This is a genomic window from Bradyrhizobium tropiciagri (assembly GCF_001189845.1).
Taxonomy (GTDB): Bacteria; Pseudomonadota; Alphaproteobacteria; order Rhizobiales; family Xanthobacteraceae; genus Bradyrhizobium; species Bradyrhizobium tropiciagri.
This window is the reverse complement of sequence record NZ_LFLZ01000010.1, coordinates 1-18,219: the sequence shown is the minus strand read 5'-3', so window position 1 is coordinate 18,219 and position 18,219 is coordinate 1. Positions and strand designations below refer to the sequence as shown.

At 58.9% G+C, this 18,219-nt stretch carries 16 protein-coding genes and 1 pseudogene; 6 read left to right on the top strand and 11 right to left on the bottom strand.

What is annotated here, in order from left to right; all coding sequences use genetic code 11:
• Positions 1-133 precede the first annotated feature (133 nt).
• On the top strand, positions 134-724 hold the full coding sequence (locus AKN84_RS10660; protein ID WP_050420675.1) for a hypothetical protein: 591 nt from the start codon (positions 134-136) through the stop codon (positions 722-724).
• Positions 725-733: 9 nt separating this feature from the next.
• Here the strand turns inward: AKN84_RS10660 and AKN84_RS10655 are convergent, their stop codons facing one another.
• From AKN84_RS10655 to AKN84_RS10605, 11 genes are all read right to left on the bottom strand, one after another.
• Positions 734-1,129, bottom strand: a complete 396-nt coding sequence (locus tag AKN84_RS10655; protein ID WP_050420674.1) for a Rieske (2Fe-2S) protein — start codon at positions 1,127-1,129, stop codon at positions 734-736.
• 718 nt (positions 1,130-1,847) lie between these two features.
• Positions 1,848-2,705 carry a host specificity protein gene (locus tag AKN84_RS10650; RefSeq protein WP_244485013.1) on the bottom strand — a complete coding sequence of 286 codons (858 nt, stop codon included), beginning with the start codon at positions 2,703-2,705 and terminating at the stop codon, positions 1,848-1,850.
• A 426-nt stretch (positions 2,706-3,131) separates the two neighbouring features.
• Complete coding sequence (gene fdxB / locus AKN84_RS10645; protein WP_050420673.1) at positions 3,132-3,431, bottom strand: ferredoxin III, nif-specific; 300 nt, start codon at positions 3,429-3,431, stop codon at positions 3,132-3,134.
• A 3-nt stretch (positions 3,432-3,434) separates the two neighbouring features.
• Positions 3,435-3,644 carry a CCE_0567 family metalloprotein gene (locus AKN84_RS10640; protein ID WP_050420672.1) on the bottom strand — a complete coding sequence of 70 codons (210 nt, stop codon included), beginning with the start codon at positions 3,642-3,644 and terminating at the stop codon, positions 3,435-3,437.
• 8 nt (positions 3,645-3,652) lie between these two features.
• Positions 3,653-4,117 (bottom strand): NifX-associated nitrogen fixation protein, encoded by a 465-nt coding sequence (locus AKN84_RS10635; protein WP_050420671.1) that lies wholly within the window; start codon positions 4,115-4,117, stop codon positions 3,653-3,655.
• Positions 4,118-4,123: 6 nt separating this feature from the next.
• Complete coding sequence (gene nifX, locus AKN84_RS10630) at positions 4,124-4,519, bottom strand: nitrogen fixation protein NifX (protein ID WP_050420670.1); 396 nt, start codon at positions 4,517-4,519, stop codon at positions 4,124-4,126.
• On the bottom strand, positions 4,516-5,922 hold the full coding sequence (gene nifN, locus AKN84_RS10625; protein WP_050420669.1) for a nitrogenase iron-molybdenum cofactor biosynthesis protein NifN: 1,407 nt from the start codon (positions 5,920-5,922) through the stop codon (positions 4,516-4,518). The genes nifX and nifN overlap by 4 nt, the downstream gene beginning before the upstream one ends.
• A 9-nt stretch (positions 5,923-5,931) precedes the next feature.
• Entirely contained in the window at positions 5,932-7,578 is a 1,647-nt protein-coding gene (nifE, locus tag AKN84_RS10620; RefSeq protein ID WP_050420668.1) for a nitrogenase iron-molybdenum cofactor biosynthesis protein NifE, read from the bottom strand.
• Between the two features lie 91 nt (positions 7,579-7,669).
• Positions 7,670-9,226 carry a nitrogenase molybdenum-iron protein subunit beta gene (nifK, locus tag AKN84_RS10615; protein ID WP_050420667.1) on the bottom strand — a complete coding sequence of 519 codons (1,557 nt, stop codon included), beginning with the start codon at positions 9,224-9,226 and terminating at the stop codon, positions 7,670-7,672.
• Positions 9,227-9,291: 65 nt separating this feature from the next.
• Positions 9,292-10,794 carry a nitrogenase molybdenum-iron protein alpha chain gene (gene nifD / locus AKN84_RS10610; protein WP_050420666.1) on the bottom strand — a complete coding sequence of 501 codons (1,503 nt, stop codon included), beginning with the start codon at positions 10,792-10,794 and terminating at the stop codon, positions 9,292-9,294.
• A gap of 390 nt (positions 10,795-11,184) precedes the next feature.
• Positions 11,185-12,066 carry a LysR substrate-binding domain-containing protein gene (locus AKN84_RS10605; RefSeq protein WP_050420793.1) on the bottom strand — a complete coding sequence of 294 codons (882 nt, stop codon included), beginning with the start codon at positions 12,064-12,066 and terminating at the stop codon, positions 11,185-11,187.
• 139 nt (positions 12,067-12,205) lie between these two features.
• Here AKN84_RS10605 and AKN84_RS10600 point away from each other — a divergent pair, with 139 nt between their 5' ends.
• The 5 genes and pseudogenes from AKN84_RS10600 to AKN84_RS10575 all read left to right on the top strand — a co-directional run bounded on the left by AKN84_RS10600 (position 12,206) and on the right by AKN84_RS10575 (position 17,905).
• Positions 12,206-12,955 carry an SDR family NAD(P)-dependent oxidoreductase gene (locus AKN84_RS10600; RefSeq protein WP_050420665.1) on the top strand — a complete coding sequence of 250 codons (750 nt, stop codon included), beginning with the start codon at positions 12,206-12,208 and terminating at the stop codon, positions 12,953-12,955.
• A gap of 20 nt (positions 12,956-12,975) precedes the next feature.
• Positions 12,976-13,820: pseudogene (locus AKN84_RS44915) on the top strand (transketolase).
• Positions 13,817-14,827, top strand: a complete 1,011-nt coding sequence (locus AKN84_RS10585; protein WP_050420662.1) for a transketolase family protein — start codon at positions 13,817-13,819, stop codon at positions 14,825-14,827. The pseudogene AKN84_RS44915 and the gene AKN84_RS10585 overlap by 4 nt, the downstream one beginning before the upstream one ends.
• Before the next feature lie 165 nt (positions 14,828-14,992).
• The gene (locus tag AKN84_RS10580) at positions 14,993-16,018 is read left to right on the top strand and encodes a TRAP transporter substrate-binding protein (RefSeq protein ID WP_050420792.1); all 1,026 of its coding nucleotides are present in this window, start codon (positions 14,993-14,995) and stop codon (positions 16,016-16,018) included.
• A gap of 3 nt (positions 16,019-16,021) precedes the next feature.
• Positions 16,022-17,905 (top strand): TRAP transporter large permease, encoded by a 1,884-nt coding sequence (locus AKN84_RS10575; RefSeq protein ID WP_050420661.1) that lies wholly within the window; start codon positions 16,022-16,024, stop codon positions 17,903-17,905.
• The last annotated feature ends 314 nt before the right edge of the window (positions 17,906-18,219 follow it).

The following is an 18,219-nucleotide window of genomic DNA, read 5'->3' as shown; positions in this document are numbered from 1 at the left end:
CGATCGCCTCTCGCATAGGCGTTTTGTTTCACCGCACGGCTGGAGGTCGTTACAGAGGCGGCGGCAAGCAATTTGCATCGCACCTGGCATCGGTCAGCGCGCCGGTGAAAAGCTCAAATCGAGGACGAATTTAATGACTGCAATCGAGAACACCGCACTCGGTCGACTTGAGAAGGAGGGCCGCCTGCTCAATGCTGTACTCAAGGGCGGGACGACCAAGCCGGGCCGGTTTGGCTTTCGCGGCGACATAGCACTAAAATTTCAGACGCAAGTCGCGGACGAGAAGCGGCCGCCGGACTATTCGATCGAACAGGTTCTGACGATCGCGCAGGACGGAGAACGTACTATCCCGGTGCTGGCCGGCTACCTGCACTCCTTCGCCTATCTTGCTGACGTCGCGGCCGTGCTTGACGGTGCGTTAAGCCAAAAGGGCAGTTATTTCTTATTCTGTAACAACGTCGATTTGCTGGCGAAGTACCACATCAAGCTCGGTGGCATTACCTTCCACGTCCTGCCGTGCGATGAATCCACTGTTTGGAAGGAGATGATGGACCTGGTCGGGCTCAACAAGGACGACCTCAAGAAGCTGGATGCGGGCGGCAAGCTTGATTACCTCCTCGATGCGGCGAAGGCTCTCGATCTACCCTACGACGAGATCTCCTATGAAGACGGGCTGGAGAGGATGGAGCCGGTAAAAAACCGCAACGAGAACCGGCCGGTCTGAGCGCGGACGTCATTCGTTCCGGGACGCATCGTCTTCGACAAGACGCACGCCGACGACACAGATATCGCCATCCAGCACTGTCAAGGCGATTGGCGTGAGCGTTCTGCCCTTACACGGACCATCGACGCACAGCCCGGTTCCGAGCTCGAAGGTGGATCCGTGTTTGCCGCACATCAGCCGGACGCCGTCTGGATCGAGGAACTCGTTTCGTTCCCAGTCCAAAGCAACGCCGTTGTGCGGGCATCTATTGAGATAGCCAAGCACCTTCTTACCCCAGCGTACGACAACGATGGGCCACGGCCGGTGATTGCCGTCATGATCGAGGACCATAAGGTGGAATCCCATGGCCTTGCGGCTCGGAATGTCGTTAAAACCACAAATCGCGTAAATAGCATCTACTTGCATTCATTGCTCGCCTATCGCAAGGGCTCTGCAGTGTTGCTGTGCCTTGTGCTGCAAGAACCGTCGGAGTTCTGCTCGGCCTTCTCTTAGCCCAACGCGCAGCCTTAGCGGTGCCGCACGACTTGACCGGCTAGCAGAACCGCAAGCGCGTGCGCAGCTCGTTACTCCTGGCGTAGGGGATCCATTCCGTCTTCCCAGCGTACGCGCATTGGTACTCCCAGGGTCTCTATAAAACGGGGTCTCTATAAAACTGATGTTCTATTGTACTGATAATTTCGTCCATTTGCTGGACGAGCCCGACAAGACGCTCGATCGTATGCTGGAACGCTCGTTTGGTCGCACACCCGATGGGGCACCTCGCGCCAGCCGTCGCAGAACGATATTCACGATCGCCAACTTCGCGACCCGTTCAGTGATACCAGATTCAACGGAAGTACTGACATCGTGAGCACAATCGGTTCCCGCATTTGCCTCAGATTCCGCTCAAAAGCCGGATTAAAGCAGGTCCTCTCTCAAACCGCACACCACGGCCCTGCTGGCTCGGCGAAGCAGGCCCCCCGGCACGTATGACACAAGGCCGGCCCAACTCCACCAACCAACTCGCGAACCGGCATCTGGCAAGCATAAGGGAGCGCGACTATGACGCGCGCTCCCTTCAAGCTACGCCTTCTGCTCGTACGCGAGCCAGGGCGAAAAACCCATCAGTTCCGCCTCACTCCCATTATTCCGAATCGTCTTCAACAGCCATTCGTCGAAGTTCACGCTCCAAATAAAACGAAGGATCATCGTCAGATGAATCCGTCTCAACGCTCTCTCGACGACCGCTGCGGGCTTCTTCGACCTTGGAAAGATATTTTGTAGGCTTGCCTACTCGCTGCCACTCGTTGTTCTCGTTCTTCGTCCACACTTCGGGATTCTGGTGAGGGTCGAGCACCCAGTGATCGCGACCCACGTGAACAAAACCCATTTCAGCTAGACGGGGCTCCATCCCCGATCGGGCAGGACGCGACAATACCAATGGATGATCGCCGTCCAATCGCAGTTGATGCTCGAGCAGGATATCGCCTGCGTTTTCGACAAGCGGGTGAGTAACGCGTAGATCTACTACGGACGTGATATCGTTACGCCCGAACTGTTCTCGAAACCGGTCTCCCTTGATCCGGACCGGGCCACCCACTGCTAGCAGGCCGACACTTTCGTCACCCAGCTGATAGCTGAAGAACTTCGCGGGGTTATTCGGGTCGTGGTAAGTGTTGGCATAGGCTCCAGCAACAGTTGCAGCCCACTCAGCTTTCCTCGAAACAAACTCAGAGTACTCTTGTGGGTTGTCGGCGATGTCCCTGATATCGCGACGCAAGTATCTCTCCACGAGATCCGTGAAGTCTTCTTGTTCGTCGATTTTGATAATGGGTGGATCGGAACGCAGAGAGTATGGCGCCGCCGCCCCCGACGACGACCCACCTCGTTCCATGCGGCCAACTGTCTCCGCGAAACGGGGGCTATCTCCCGCCTCGCTCGAATCATCAGCCTGATAAGCGCTTGTGGACTGGCTGGATGAGCCAACGGTTCTGCCATACATCAGATCGCCCTCCTATCGGCGAATTGCACGCAATCGAGCTCGTGCCGCGCAAGCTCCGCCGATGAGAATACAGAATCTAGCTGACCACAACCTGACTGCAGCACCGGCCCACTGCGGGGCCGGCAAGCCGCTTCCCCGGAAGAAGGGCAGCGACTCGGCAACCGTAAGGCCCGCCCAATAGGCGAACCACGCGCCCGTTGTCGCGGACGAGCAATCAAGACGTGGCGCTCGACATTGCTGCGCTCGACCAGCACGAAAACAACCGATCAACTATTTTTTGGAATTGATCTTGGTCTCGGACATTCGAGCACGCCGCCTGATCGGCATGCGAGCTCACCTGATCACGTGCGCGTCACCTCCCCCCGGCCCACGTGGCGTATTGAGTGCATGTGTCCTCTCTCTGCTGCCAGACGAAGCGGCCTCCGCTCAGGCGACTTCAGCACCGGCTGAGGCGTGGATCTGGCAATTGGCCGGGCACACCCTGGCGCAGGCGCCGCAGCCGATGCAGGCGCCCTCATCGTTCAGAACCATGATCTTCTTTTCGATCTCATTGTCCGCGTCATCGTCTAGATCGACAAGCTCACCCTCTTCGCTGATTCCTTTCAAGGTCATGACATCTCGACCGCACACCTTGAAACAGCGTCCACAACCGATGCACTTCTTGTCATCGATCGATGTCAAGTATTTCGGTATCCACTCGCGGCCATCGCGCGCTGCAAATGACATAAGTCAGCCCCTCCGGTTATTTTCCAGCGCCTTCAAATCATGGCTCTTGCGCTCGAGTTCGGCATAGGCATCGTACGCCTTCTCCGCAACCGTCATGATCGAGCCCCAGTTGACAGGCAATTCCTCCGACAGGTCGTGCAAATCCATTTTGGCTTGCAGCGCCTTTCCTGACAGCTTCTTCAGTTCTGCTTTCAATGCTTCACGATCACTCATGAGCGCCCTCAATAGTTCGCCACGTCCGGAAATCTGCGAACCATGTCGATTCCGTCGTTGACATATTTGTCGCCTTCCTGTGCAAGCTTTACGAGATTAACGAAGCCAAAACGATGCACATCGCGTAGCTGCTTGTTCACGGCGATCAGGCGCCCTGCGATCAACACCACGCGGCCGAAGCCTTCATGATGCAGCTTCATAATGGGCTGGATCATCACGCCGGTGACCCTCTCGATCGAGAGTGCGACCGCGTCGAAGAACAGTTCAAGCCGCCACAGCGTGTCGGGATCGGGATCGCCGACAATCGGTAGGGCGCGCCGCTTCTCCTTATCCAAGATATAGGGTTCGAGCAGGTCGAGATCGCTCTTCTTCGTCCAGGCGCCGTTGGCATCCTGAGCGCGCCAAATCTTGATCAGCTCCATGAGGAACGGTGCGTCGATGCCGCTCCCCTGCCGCACTATTTCTTCGGTCATCTCACCTCATTCGTCGAACTCAAACGCGCGGCGCTGGTCCTTGGCAATGGCCTTGCGCAGCCAGGGAGGTGGCGTTCCCTTCAGTACGTCCTGAAGCTTTTCAAGCAGCTCCAAGATGCTTTCCGGCTTGCTCACCTTGATGGGATGGATCTTGTTGGCCACCACCCGCGCGGCACCAGCACCGCCGATGGCGGCGACGTAGAGAATTGCGCAATCCTTGATTGCCTCGATCTTCGGCGCCAACTTATCGTCATTGCCGTCTTCCTTGAGATCGCCCTCGAACTCAATTGCTTTAAGAAAGACGTGCCCGCCCGGCGTGACATCATAGATTGCGATGTTCTTTGCCCATCCAAAATGTGCATCGACCCGTCTGAGATCTTGCGTAGCGAAGGCGACCTTCATGCAATCGACCTCTCAGCTGTGCCAGGCGAGCTGTGGCCGGCTCGTCGTGGTAGTGCGGCCGGAACCCGCCAGCTATCCGGCGTAGGCTGGTGGTTCTCCTCTCGGTCAGCAATCACGAGATTGGCGATATCGAAGATCATATCGCGCGTACCACGATAGCCGACGGATAGCTGGTGTCCTGCACCAAGCCGATCGAACATCGGAAAACCCGCGCGATAGAACGGAATTTTCAGCCGAGCCGCCGCTTGCCTGCCATGCGAATGCGTGACCAGTAGGTCGCATTGCTTGGTTCCGGCGAGTTCTTCGAGGTCCTCGAGGTCGCCAATGAGGACCTCCTCGGCCTTGACTCGCTTAATAACGACAGACTGCGTCGTTGTCACTGCTGCGGTCACCTGCGCACCCATGTCATGCAGCATACTGGATAGGTCGAACAGGAGGTCTGGCTCGGCGGCGATCGCAACTCTGCGACCACCAATATGGAAGTGCGCGTCCAGCATTGCATCGGTGAGCTGGCCACGCTGACGTCGATATTTCACCGGTACGGGCCGGCCGCTGATCTCGCTCAAAAAGGTGATAAATTCGTCGTTGGGATCGAGACCGCAAAGCCGTTCGAACAGGCGAAATGGCACGCCGGCCTTGGCCTGCAGGACCTCCGCCGCGCGTCGCATCTGTGCGCCAATTGCGATCGTCCATTGAGCGCGTCCCATGCTCGCAATTTCGTCGATGCCGATGCCGCCTATGGTTGTCGGCGTAAACTCACCGGGGATATGCCCATCAAGCGAGCCTGCCAGATCCGGCAAAAAGGACGGCCGCAAGCCGAAATCCTCCAGGATGGCCCGGAGTTCGTCTAGATCACCGGGGGTGAGGTGGCATCCTGGAAGAACATTCACCTTGGACGGGTCGCGCAGTCCACTCACGCCCGGCCCCTCGACCAACGCCTCCACAATGCGCGCCACAGCCTTCTCCCAGCCGTCCTGGAACGCTCCCTTGAAATCTGGTGTCGAGACATAGACCAGCGGCAATTTTGCAAGTTGCGGATGCTTGTCCCGGATCAGCTTGAGGTAGGCATCGACATCGTCGCCATTGGTCTCTGTAACCCCGGTTGAGCAGATCCCCACGATCTTTGGCTTGGCTCGGCTGTGGATATTGAGTATCGCCTGCTCGAGATTCTCGTAGCCACCGAGCACGGTTGCGACCTCGCTCATAGCGGTGGTTTGCAGCGGTACCGCTTCCTTGAAATGGCGCACGAAGAGCGTGAGCCCGAAGGATGTACAGCCTTGCGAGCCGTGCAGAAGCGGCATAGCCCCACGCAACCCCATAAAGGCGAAGGCTCCACCGATCGGCTGGCTCATCTTCAGCGGATTGACCGCACAAGATTTAGTAGACGCTTTGACGAGGGCCATAACAGGTCCTTATTCTGCGGCCTGTGGTAGGGCAGATGGTGAGGCCGCCAAGATTCCCTCGATGCGTCTGTTGCAGCAGCCGCCGACCGCATTGGTGTGCTCTCTGACAGCTTCCACGCTGATCAAGCCATGCGCGGTGATCGCATCCTCGATCGTTCCGAGATCGACCTTGTTGCAGAAGCAGATCTCCTTGGCTCGGCGCGTCGTTTCGCCGAGCGCAGGATCGCAAGCGATCTCGGCCAGCGGTGATCGCATCTGCACCATCGCCTTCGCCAAGACCTGCCATGGCGCAGGTCGACGCAGCTGCTCCCACATCGGATTGGAGAGCGACTTGTCGATCTCCTCCACCAGTTTGACCATTCCAAGATAGCCCAGATAGGCATGGCACCGCTCTTGGTTGATATCGATCCAGGGCATCGCCGCCTTCAGTGCGACAAACTGCGATTTGCCGCCCGACAGCATGATGTCCGCTTCCGCTTCTTTCAACATTCTGTACATTTCGCGCGGCGTCATCTCCTCGATCATGTGGGCATCCTGCCCCATCAGCTCCTTGATGCGTTCCTTGTCCTCCTTGGTTGATTTCTTCACGCTGGTTCCGACCAATTCGAGACCGGCTTCCTGCAGTGCCGCCACGACCGACCATGACTTGACGCCGCCGGTAATCAACAAGACCTTTTTGCCTTTGAATCGTGGCTTGTACGGTTCGATGGCAGCCCAGGCGCGCGTTTCCTCGCGCGCGATCACCGCATCAGTACGCCCGAGCAACTCTTGGGGGGCGCCGCGCTCGACCAATAAGCGGGCGATCTGGCGAAGCGAATCACTCGAATCCTGGATACCGTAGAACGACCCCTCGAAGAACGGGATCCCGTAGCGTTCCTTCATTTTGCGTGCGACGTTGATCATAGATTTTGAGCAGACCAACATCGCCGCCCGCGCACGATGAGAAGAAGCGACCTCGCGATACTTTCCGTCGCCAGAGATGCAGGAGAGAATCCGGACTCCGAGCTCGTCCAGCAATGGCTTCACTTGCCAGAGCTCTCCTGAAAGGTTGTATTCTCCGATCAGGTTGATGTCGTACGGCGTTGTGTAGTCCGGCTCCTGCGTTCCGATGACATGTTCGAGCAGGGCCTCGCCGGCGAGCTTGTTACCCAGGTTTTTGGAGCCAACGAACCCTGGGGAATTGATCGGGATAACTGGTTTGCCGAACCTTTGAGACGCAGCCTTGCAAACCGCATCGATATCGTCGCCGATCATCGCCGGGATGCAAGTCTGATAGACGAAGATCGCGGCAGGGTCCCACTTATTGATGATTTCTGTGATTGCCTTGCACAGCCGCTGCTCGCCTCCGAATACGATATCGGTTTCGTTCAGGTCGGTTGTGAATGCGGTCCGCCACAGATTTGAGCCAGACGACGCCGAGCCGCGATTGTCCCAGGAGTTGCCTTCGCACGCAATCGGACCGTGCACCAAGTGAGCGACATCGGTAAACGGCTGCAGCGCGATCTTGGCACCGTCGAAGGCGCAGCCGCCGGCAGCACTGCCCGGCTGCAGTTGCCTGGTGCAGCCCTTCCTGCGATCAGCCTTCGACTTACTGCCATTCTTGGCGCAGCCCGGCTCGTCGAAGATATTCTGGACCGTGGCCGCTAGCGAACTCATCCGTTTTCCCCTCAGCAAACTAATTGAGAGATTAACCGCCGTGCATTTGTGCCACCGCCGGGTTTGGCGATGGCACGCGCACCGTTCGTCATCAGCGAATGATGTCGAAGCTGTAGTCGGTTTTGCCAAGAAGGTTGGTCTTCTTGTCGATTTCGTCGAAGATCTTGTCGAGGATCTTGACCAGCACATTCAGGCCACCCTGATAACCCCAAACGGGCGAGCGGTGATGGTGATGCCGATCAAAGACTGGAAAGCCAATTCGGATCAGTGGCGTTCCAGTGTCACGCTCGAGGTACTTGCCGTACGTGTTGCCAATCAGAAAATCGACCGGCTCGGTAAATAGGAGCGAGCGCAAGTGCCAGAGGTCCCGGCCAGGGTAGACTTGGCAGCTCTGCCCAAACGGCGAGCTTGCAAGCAGCGCCGCCATTTTTGTCTGCCATGCCTTGTTGCCGTTGGTGGAAAGCACATGGGTTGGCTCGGCGCCCAGTTCGAGCAGAAAGGCAGCTACCCCGTAGCAGAGATCCGGATCACCATAGATCGCGAACTTCTTGCCATGGATATGCGCACTGGAATCGGCGATGGCATCGACCAAGCGGCCACGCTCTCGTGCGAGTTGCTCCGGAATGTCCTTGCCGCCGATCCGCGATAACGCCACCAGCAAGTCATCCGTTGCGGATATGCCAATCGGGTAGTTGAAGGACAAGACATCCTGCCCATGCTCGGCCACGAATTGCAACGTTTTCTCCGTACACCACTCCTGCATGGAGATTGTCGCCTTGGCGTGAACGGCGTTGGCTGCGTCTTCCAGCGTGGTGCCACCGTCATACATCCGGAACTCGCCATCTGTCGGGGTGTCGAAGACTTCGGAGTTGTCGGCGAGTATGGTGTGCTGGATTCCCATCAGTTCCAGGATGCGCCTGATCTCGCGAAGGTTTCCGACGGTATAGCCATCGAAACCGCCGATGATGTTGATGGCCTGGTTCGGCCTGCGCTCCAGCTTCGGCACCGTTCCGGCCTTGCCGTCCCAAAAATGCTCCAAGATGCCCTTGAGCGCGTTGTCGTAGCCGGTGACGTGGCTGCCGACGAAGGCCGGCGTGTGGGCGAACGGCACGTCGAACTCCGCCGGAACCGAGCCCTTCTCTTTGGACGTCTTGATGAAGGCGTTCAGGTCATCGCCGATCACCTCAGCCATGCAGGTCGTGGAGACCGCAATCATCTTGGGTTTGTACATGTTGTAGCTGTTGGCGAGCCCGTCGATCATGTTGTTCAGGCCCCCGAATACAGCAGCGTCCTCCGTCATCGACGAAGAGACGCAGGAACACGGCTCCTTGAAGTGTCGCGACAGATGGCTGCGATAATAGGCCACGCAACCTTGCGAGCCGTGAACGAAAGGCAGCGTGCCTTCAAAGCCGACGGAGGCGAATACGGCGCCAAGCGGCTGGCAGGCCTTGGCCGGGTTTATCGTTAGCGCCTCCCGCGCAAAATTCTTCTCGCGGTACTCCGGCGTTTTCGTCCATTCCTTGATACGCTCGACTTCGGCGGGCTCGCGGGGATCCTCGAACATCTTCTTCTTGTCCAGCATCTGCTGGTATTCCGGACCGCGGAACAGTTCGAGATGATCGAGCACGTGCTCGGCACTTTGCGCCATTATTAAGATCCTTTTACTATCGAAATTGACCGGCCCGCTCTCCGCTGAGAGCGAGACTTGTTGCCCTATTCTGCAGCCAAGAGCTTGGCCCTCGGCGTTTCCTTCCAGGGCGCCTTCGTCTTTTTCCAGACAGGCGAGTTGACAGCCATGTCCATGTCGCGCGCAAAGATCGCAAAGCCGTCATAGCCGTGATATGGACCCGAATAGTCCCAGGAATGCATCTGCCTGAACGGCACACCCATCTTCTGGAACACGTATTTTTCCTTGATGCCCGAGCCGATGAGATCAGGCTGGAGCTTTTCGACGAAGCGCTCGAACTCGTAGCCATTGACGTCGTCATAGATCAGCGTGCTGTCCTTTACGTAGTTCTGAGCGGTGCGCTGATAATCGTCGTTGTGGCCAAACTCGTATCCGGTGCCCACGACTTCCATCCCGAGGTCTTCGTAGGCGCCAATCACATGACGCGGACGAAGCCCGCCGACATACAGCATGACCGTTCGGCCCTCCAGGCGCGGGCGATACTTCGCAACCACCGCGTTGACCAGCGGCTGGTACTTTTCAATCACCCGCTCGGCCCCTTCCTTGATCTTGTCGTCGAAATAGGCCGCAATCTTCCGCAGCGATTCTGTGATCTTTGAAGGTCCGAAGAAGTTGTATTCGCACCAGGGGATGCCGAATTTCTCTTCCATGTGGCGGGAGATGTAGTTCATTGAACGGTAGCAATGCAGAAGGTTGAGCTTGGCTTTCGGAGTTGCCTCGAGTTCAGCGAGTGAACCGTCCCCGGACCACTGCGCGATCACCCGCAGGCCCATTTCCTCCAGCAGAATTCGCGATGACCAGGCATCGCCGCCGATATTGTAGTCGCCGATGATTGCAACATCGTAAGGCGTCGGCTCGAACTTTGGTGCGCCGTCGGGCTCGAGCTTGTCGAAGATCCAGTCACGCACCGCGTCGTTGGCAATGTGGTGACCTAGTGACTGCGACACGCCACGAAAACCCTCGCAGCGGACCGGCACGATGGTCTTGCCTCCATACTCCTTGGATTTAGTTCTTGAGACAGCCTCGATATCGTCGCCGATCAGTCCGATCGGGCATTCCGATTGGATGGTGATGCCGTTGTTGAGCGGAAACAGCTCCTGGATTTCGTCAAGGACTTTGACCAGCTTCTTGTCACCACCGAATACGATATCCTTTTCCTGGAAGTCGGAGGTGAATTGCAGGGTCACGAAGCTATCGATCCCCGTCGTACCAACGTAATAGTTGCGGCGCGATCCCCACGAATACTGACCGCAGCCAACAGGACCATGGCTGATATGGACCATGTCCTTGATAGGTCCCCAAACCACGCCCTTGGATCCCGCATAGGCGCAGCCCCGGATCGTCATCACGCCGGGTATGGATTTGATGTTGGACTTCACCCCGCAGTCGGACTTGCCGGCCTGGTGAACGTTGAGGTGCTTGGCACGCCTTTTCGCGGTTTTCTCCGGATAGACCTTCAGCACCTCCTCGATCAGCTGTTTGTTGCGAGCCCTGATATCTGCGATACTCTGGGTCGTGGCGAGACTCATCTGATGTCCTCAAGGTTAGCTGTTGCAAGAGCGGCTTCTGACCAGAACTTTTGCAACCAGCATGCCAGCGCTTTGCGAACACAAAACCCATAACGATTAACGGCAGTTAGCGCGTCTCGCGCGGGGGCAACGCCGTTGTTGCGAACGCGACATCGCGCTTTGCTCGGAGGCTTCTTGGTTTGACCTGTTCGAAACGGAACAAGGGGGAGCTATGCGCGAAATGGCCCCGCTCAGCTATCAGCGTGTGTTTTCGTTCTAGACTTGAACCCATAAATCTGCCGGGCGGACGGCTTGCCAGAATCCGCTATGGCCCGATAGCGACCAAATTCCGCAGCGCGACGAAATAACGCGAAGGGTGAGGAGCGGACGTCAGCTCCAGTTCACGCTACTCTATAAACTTGGCGCAATCTCAGACCTGATCCATTCCACGAAGGTCTGCAAAGCGCGGCGCTGACGGCCAGCGCGCGGGAACACTAGATGATGACCAACGTAGCGGATGTCGGTGGAGCGGCCAGCCAGGGGCGCTATCAGGCGCCCCGATGCTATCTCACTTTCAGCCAACCGAGTTGATTCCAACGTCACGCCAACCCCGCCGCAAGCCATGGCTATTGCGAGGAAGCTGCGGTCGAATCGCATTCCATGGATCGCTGGAGGTTCGAGCCCGTTCGCGGCGAACCATTGATACCATTGAACCTGCTTCACGTCGGAGCGAATAAGAACTTGGCTCAACAAATCCTTTGGCTGGCGGATTCTCTTCGCGATCTGAGGAGCACACAGAGGGGTGACGGTTTCTTCACCAAGCGGGATCACTTCGAGCCCCTCACCGCGAGGTGAACCGTAGACGATGTCCAGATCGAAATCGTCGTTCGTGAAGCGGGCGTACTCCGTATTGGCGGCGAGCCGAACCTCCAGTTTGGGTTCGGCCGCGAGAAATTTGGTCAGGCGCGGGGCCAGCCATTGCGCTGCGAAACTTGGCGCACAATGCACCCTCAGGAGCTGCGGCCCGCGACCTGCGACTTCTTCGATCCCGCGCCGCAAATTGTCGAAGGCCGCACCGGCGTGGCGCATCAGGTTCTCGCCAGCGGGCGTTAGACGGACGGAACGAGCACTCCGCTCGAACAGAACGGTGCTCATGGTGCTTTCCAGCTTGCGGATCGCGTGGCTGACGGCGCTCGGCGTCAAATGCAACTCGTCGGCCGCGTCGCTGAAGGAGCCAGTGCGCGCAGCCGCTTCGAAGGCCCGGATAGCGGAGATCGGGATGCTCGACAGCAGCATGCCCACAAGTGAACCAGATTCACACATCCAAGACAACTGCGCGTTTGTCCCGGCCGGCCCCTCGGCTCTAGCAATGGGGCAAGAGGACCGGCTGCCCACCGCGGCGTCCAAAACGACAGGGACAGGGAGGATTCGAATGCTGCTTCGCGGCAAAACGGCGATCATCACAGGGGCGGCCTCGCCCCGCGGGATTGGCCTCGCAACTGCCAGACGATTTGCCGAAGAGGGCGCGCGGGTCGCCATCCTCGACATCGATGGGACCGCCGCACAAGCCGCCGCGCAAGGCCTCGGCGACGCTCATATCGGAATTGCTTGCAACGTCGCCGACCAGGCTTCGTGTCAGAAGGCAGTCGAAGCTGTCGTCCACGGTTTCGGCCAAATCGATATCCTGATCAACAATGCTGGCATCACACAGCCGGTCAAATTCCTCGACATCACGCCGGCCGACTGGGACCGTATCCAGGACGTCAACCTCAAGGGCATTCTGTTCCTGTCCCAGGCAGTGATCCCGCATATGCGGAAGCGCAAGTCGGGATCGATTGCATGCATGTCGTCGGTATCGGCCCAGCGCGGCGGCGGCATTTTCGGTGGTCCGCACTACTCGGCGGCGAAGGCGGGGGTCCTTGGGCTTGCCAAGGCGATGGCTCGGGAATTTGGCGCCGATGGTATCCGCGTCAACTGCGTCACGCCGGGATTGATAGGCACCGACATCACCTCCGGCAAGCTCAACGACGAGATGAAAGCGAAGATCCTGGAAGGCATTCCGCTCGGACGGCTCGGGGAGGCCAAGGACGTTGCCGGCATCTACACATTTCTCGCATCGGACCTCTCGGCATACGTCACCGGCGCCGTGATCGACGTCAACGGCGGGATGCTCATTCACTAAGAGCAGCGATGGAGAGACGGATGTCCACGAGTTCACTTGTCAACGCGCCTAGCCTTTCGCAGCGTGCGCGCAACATTCGCCGCAACGCCCTGCGCATGGGCGAAGTTCAAGGCCAGGGCTATATCGCGCAGGCGCTCGATATTTCCGACGTGTTGGCGGTCGCATATTTTCACGCGATGCGCTACCGGCCCGAGGAGCCCACCTGGGAAGATCGCGATCGTTTCCTCCTTTCCAACGGTCACTACGCGATCGCCCTTTATGCCGCACTGATCGAGGCCGGCATTATCCCCGAAGTCGAACTCGAGACGTATGGCTTCGACGAAAGCCGCCTGCCGATGTCAGGCATGGCGTCCTACACGCCCGGCATGGAAATGTCCGGCGGGTCCCTGGGGCTCGGACTGAGCATCGCGGTCGGCATGGGCCTCGGGTTGAAGCGCAAGGGCTCCAAGAGCCGCGTCTTCACGCTGTTCTCGGACGGAGAGCTGGACGAGGGTTCGAAGTGGGAAGCGATGATGTCCGCTGCACACCACAAGCTCGACAATTTGATCGCGATCATTGACGTCAACAACCAGCAGGCCGACGGCCCTTCGAAACAGATGATGGGGTTCGAGCCGTTGGTCGACAAGCTCGAGCCTTCGGCTGGTTCGTACGCCGAGTCGACGGCAATGACCTGGACGCCGTCGTGGCAGCATTCGACGCGACGATTTCGCACCCCGAGCCGCAACCGAGGATCATCATCGCCGACACTGTCATGGGCAAGGGAGTTCCGTTCCTCGAACAGCGAGAAAAGAACCACTTCATTCGGGTCGAAGCGCACGAATGGAATTTGGCGCTGGCAGAACTTGATGCGGGAGACAGGTCATGAAGTCGGCTACCTCAGCTACGCCCGGGAAACCGCGGCTCACCACCTCCGCGATGATCGCGTCGATCGCCGCCGAGGGACAAAAGACGAAACCGGCGCCGTTCGGTCACGCGCTTGTCGAATTGGCCCGGAGCCGCCCCGAGGTGGTGGGCCTCACCGCCGATCTGGGCAAGTACACGGACCTGCACATTTTCGCGAAGGAGTTTCCAGACCGCTACTATCAAATGGGTATGGCGGAGCAGCTCCTCTACGGTGCGGCTTCGGGCATGGCGGCTGAAGGATTCATGCCCTTCGCTACGACTTATGCGGTGTTCGCCTCGCGGCGCGCCTACGACTTCATCCACCAGACGATTGCAGAGGAAGACCGCAACGTGAAGATCGTCTGCGCCTTGCCAGGTCTCACCTCCGGCTACGGCCCAAGCCACCAGGCGGCAGAAGACCTCGCGCTGTTCCGCGCAATGCCGAACATGACCGTGATCGATCCCTGCGACGCTCATGAGATCGAGCAGATCGTTCCGGCCATCGCGGAGCATCACGGGCCCGTATATATGCGGCTCTTGCGTGGTCAGGTGCCCCTCGTCCTGGACGAGTACAACTATCAATTCAGGCTCGGCGAGGCATCCTTGATTCGGGACGGTCGGGACGTCCTGATCATCTCCTCTGGAATCATGACCATGCGGGCGCTGGAAGCCGCAAAGGAACTCGCCAGTGATAGCGTGGACGTGGCCGTGTTGCATGTCCCGACAATCAAGCCGCTCGACCACGGAGCGATACTGCGCGAAGCAGGGAAACCTGGCCGTCTCGTCGTGGTCGCCGAGAACCATACCATCATCGGCGGGCTCGGAGAGGCGATTGCAGCGTTGTTGATGCGCTCCGGCGTCCATCCAGCCTTCCGCCAGATCGCGTTGCCCGATGAGTTCCTTGCCGCTGGGGCGCTTCCCACGCTGCACGATCGTTACGGCATTTCGACTGCCGCAGTTGCAAGGCAGATCAAGGGGTGGCTGCGCTAGGCGCGCACCTCGATACGTCAAGTTCGACTGAGGGAAGAATCGCTTACGCGGCGTCGCCGCGGAGAACGATGGCCACTGCCTGACGGTCGGTGCCCGAGAACCGGCGGGAGCTGCAGAAGCGTGCTGCTGCCGATCAATATACCGATACTCAACAAGGAGGAAGCAATGACCAAACGCAAATCGACTGCCATCACCCGTCGCAAGTTGCTCCTGGCCGGCGCGGCGGTCCCCTTGTGCGCCATCCTCAGCCGCCCGGCCGCCGCCGCAGAGTTCACCTACAAGCTCGCGACCGGGCAGGACCCCGCGCATCCGGTGAATGCTCGGGCCAAGGAGGCCGCCGATCGCATCAAGGAAGCGACTAGCGGTCGCCTAGAAATCAATCTCTTTCCGGCCAACCAGCTTGGCTCGGATACGGATCTGCTGACGCAGGTTCGCAACGGTAGCGTCGAGCTTTTCAACCTCTCCTCTCTGATCCTCGCCACCCTTGTACCCGCCGCTGGCATCGTGAATCTCGGCTTCCTCTTCTCCAACTACGATGCCGTCTGGAAGGCCATGGACGGCGAACTCGGCGCCTACATCCGCGCGCAGATCGCCAAGACGCCCATCACGGCGGTGTCCAAACCTTGGGACAATGGCTTCCGCCACATCACGTCGTCGGGCCGTGAGATCAAGACACCGGACGACCTCAAGGGCCTTAAGCTCAGGGTACCTGCCGCACCCAATCTGACGTCGCTCTTTCTCGCGCTCGGGGCAGGACCAGCGCCGATCAACTTCAACGAGGTCTATTCCGCGCTCCAGACCAAGGTCGTGGACGGTCAGGAAAATCCCCTTCCGATCATAGCAACGGCGCGCCTGTATGAGGTGCAGAAGACCTGCAGCCTGACGGGTCACGTCTGGGACAATTACTGGATCCTCGGCAACAAGCGCGCGTTCCAGAAGCTTCCGCAGGACGTGCAAGAGATCGTGACGCGCGAATTCGATCGCTCGGCCAACGATGAACGAGCCGACATCGCAAAGCTCAGTGAGTCCCTCCGCACCGATTTGACAGCCAAGGGGATGCAATTCCTCGACGTCGACCGATCCGCCTTTCGGCAGGCGCTGGCAAAGACGAGCTTCTATGCCGACTGGAAATCCAAATTCGGCGAGGAGGCCTGGGTTCAACTTGAGAAAGCCGCGGGCAAGTTGAGGTGAGCCATGGAACATGCGCACATGGACGGGGCGACACTTGCTCTTCCTGAGCCTGCCTCCGGATGGCGCAAGGCTATTGTGAGCCTGAACAAGGCACTGAAGCCCGTCGTCGCCATTCCTGCCGCACTGCTGGTCATTGCGGAGGTGATCATCCTTTTCGTCGGCATCATCTCTCGCTACGTGCTCCACACCCCGATTGTTTGGTCGGATGAGCTCGCCGGCATCCTGTTTCTATGGCTAGCGATGCTGGGATCGGTCGTCGCCTTCCAGCGGGCCGAGCATATGCGGATGACGGCCATCATTGGCATGATCCGACCGGAAGCCAGGTTGTTCCTTGACGTCTTTGCGACGGCTGCCGCGTTCGCGTTCCTGCTTCTGGTAGTTCGCCCCGCCTACGAGTTTGCGGCCGACGAAGTCTTCGTCACAACTCCGGCTCTGGGAATAGTCAACACTTGGCGCGCGGCCGCCCTGCCGGTCGGCGTCGGCTTGATGCTGGTCGTAGCCACCCTGAGGCTGGCAGCCACAGCCAATGTGAAGCACCTTGCGGCTGCAATCGCTGCGGTAGGAACGCTGATTGGGGTTCTCGCGCTGCTCGCACCAATCCTTAAACTCCTCGGCAATCTGAACCTGCTGATCTTCTTCGTGTTTATCGTTGGCGCCATGGTTTTCGCAGCGGTGCCGATCGCCTTCGCGTTCGGCCTGGCGACCATCGGCTACATAACACTGACGACCAGCACACCCGACGTGGTCGTTATCGGTCGCATGGACGAAGGCATGAGCCATCTCATCCTGCTCGCGGTGCCGATGTTCGTGTTCCTCGGCTTGTTGATCGAAATGACCGGCATGGCCCGCGCTATGGTCGGTTTCCTCGCCAGCCTGCTCGGCCACGTTCGGGGCGGCCTCCAATATGTGCTGGTCGGTGCGATGTATCTGGTCTCGGGTATTTCGGGATCCAAGGCGGCCGATATGGCAGCAATAGCGCCTGTGCTCTTCCCCGAAATGACCAGACGCGGCGCGAAGCGTGGTGACCTCGTCGCGCTCCTGGCGGCGACCGGTGCTCAGACCGAGACGATCCCCCCATCATTGGTGTTGATCACGATCGGATCGGTGACGGGTGTGTCGATCGCGGCCCTGTTCACGGGCGGGTTATTGCCGGCGATCGTGCTCGCGGTCGGACTGTGCGCGGTGGTGTGGTGGCGGTACCGTCGAGAGGATTTGTCGCACGTTCAGCGGGCGACCAGCCGTGAAATCGGCCGTTCCTTTCTGATCGCGATTCCCGCCATTGCCCTTCCATTTGTGATCCGCGCCGCAGTGGTCGAGGGGGTAGCAACAGCCACCGAGGTCTCGACGATAGGCATCGTCTATTCCGTATTGGCCGGGCTTTTTATCTATCGCCGGTTCGACTGGCGTCGCCTCTATCCGATGTTGGTTGAGACCGCGGCTCTTTCCGGCGCGATCCTCTTCATCATCGGTGCGGCGACGGGGATGGCCTGGGCTTTGACTCAATCGGGCTTCTCGGCATCTCTTGCGAAGTTCATGACCTCCTTGCCGGGTGGTGCGCCGATATTTCTGATCGTCACCATCCTTGCGTTCGTCGTCCTGGGAAGCGTGCTCGAAGGCATCCCTGCCATCGTGCTCTTCGGTCCGCTGCTTTTCCCCATTGCCCGTCAGGTGGGGGTGCATGAGGTCCACTATGCCATGATCGTCGTTCTGGCGATGGGGATTGGACTTTTCGCGCCGCCATTCGGCGTCGGCTACTATGCGGCGTGCGCCATCAGCCGGATTCATCCCGACGAAGGCATGGGTCCGATCCTGGCGTACATGCTGGCCCTGCTCCTCGGCACGGTCATAGTGGCTGCAGTGCCGTGGATTTCCATAGGTTTCCTTTAAAATCCGCGAAACGTCTCAGCTGCGGAGATCGTCCGCAAGGTGAGCTTCTGGCGAGCTAGACAGGTTGTTCGCACAGTTCTTTGCCCCTCATGGAGGCAACGATCCGGGCGCGAAGCGACACACGGCGTTCAGGGGCATACCCGACTATGGATCGCGCATCGACCAGATCACCATGCGAGTTTTCGAAAAGGCCTGACGTGAATGCGGGTCGCCCTTCGCTCGAAGCTCCGATTACTTTCACGACGGCGCGACTAGCCTCTGGAAGGCCGATCCTACGTCATGTCCACTTCGATTATGGACGACCGGGTCGCACT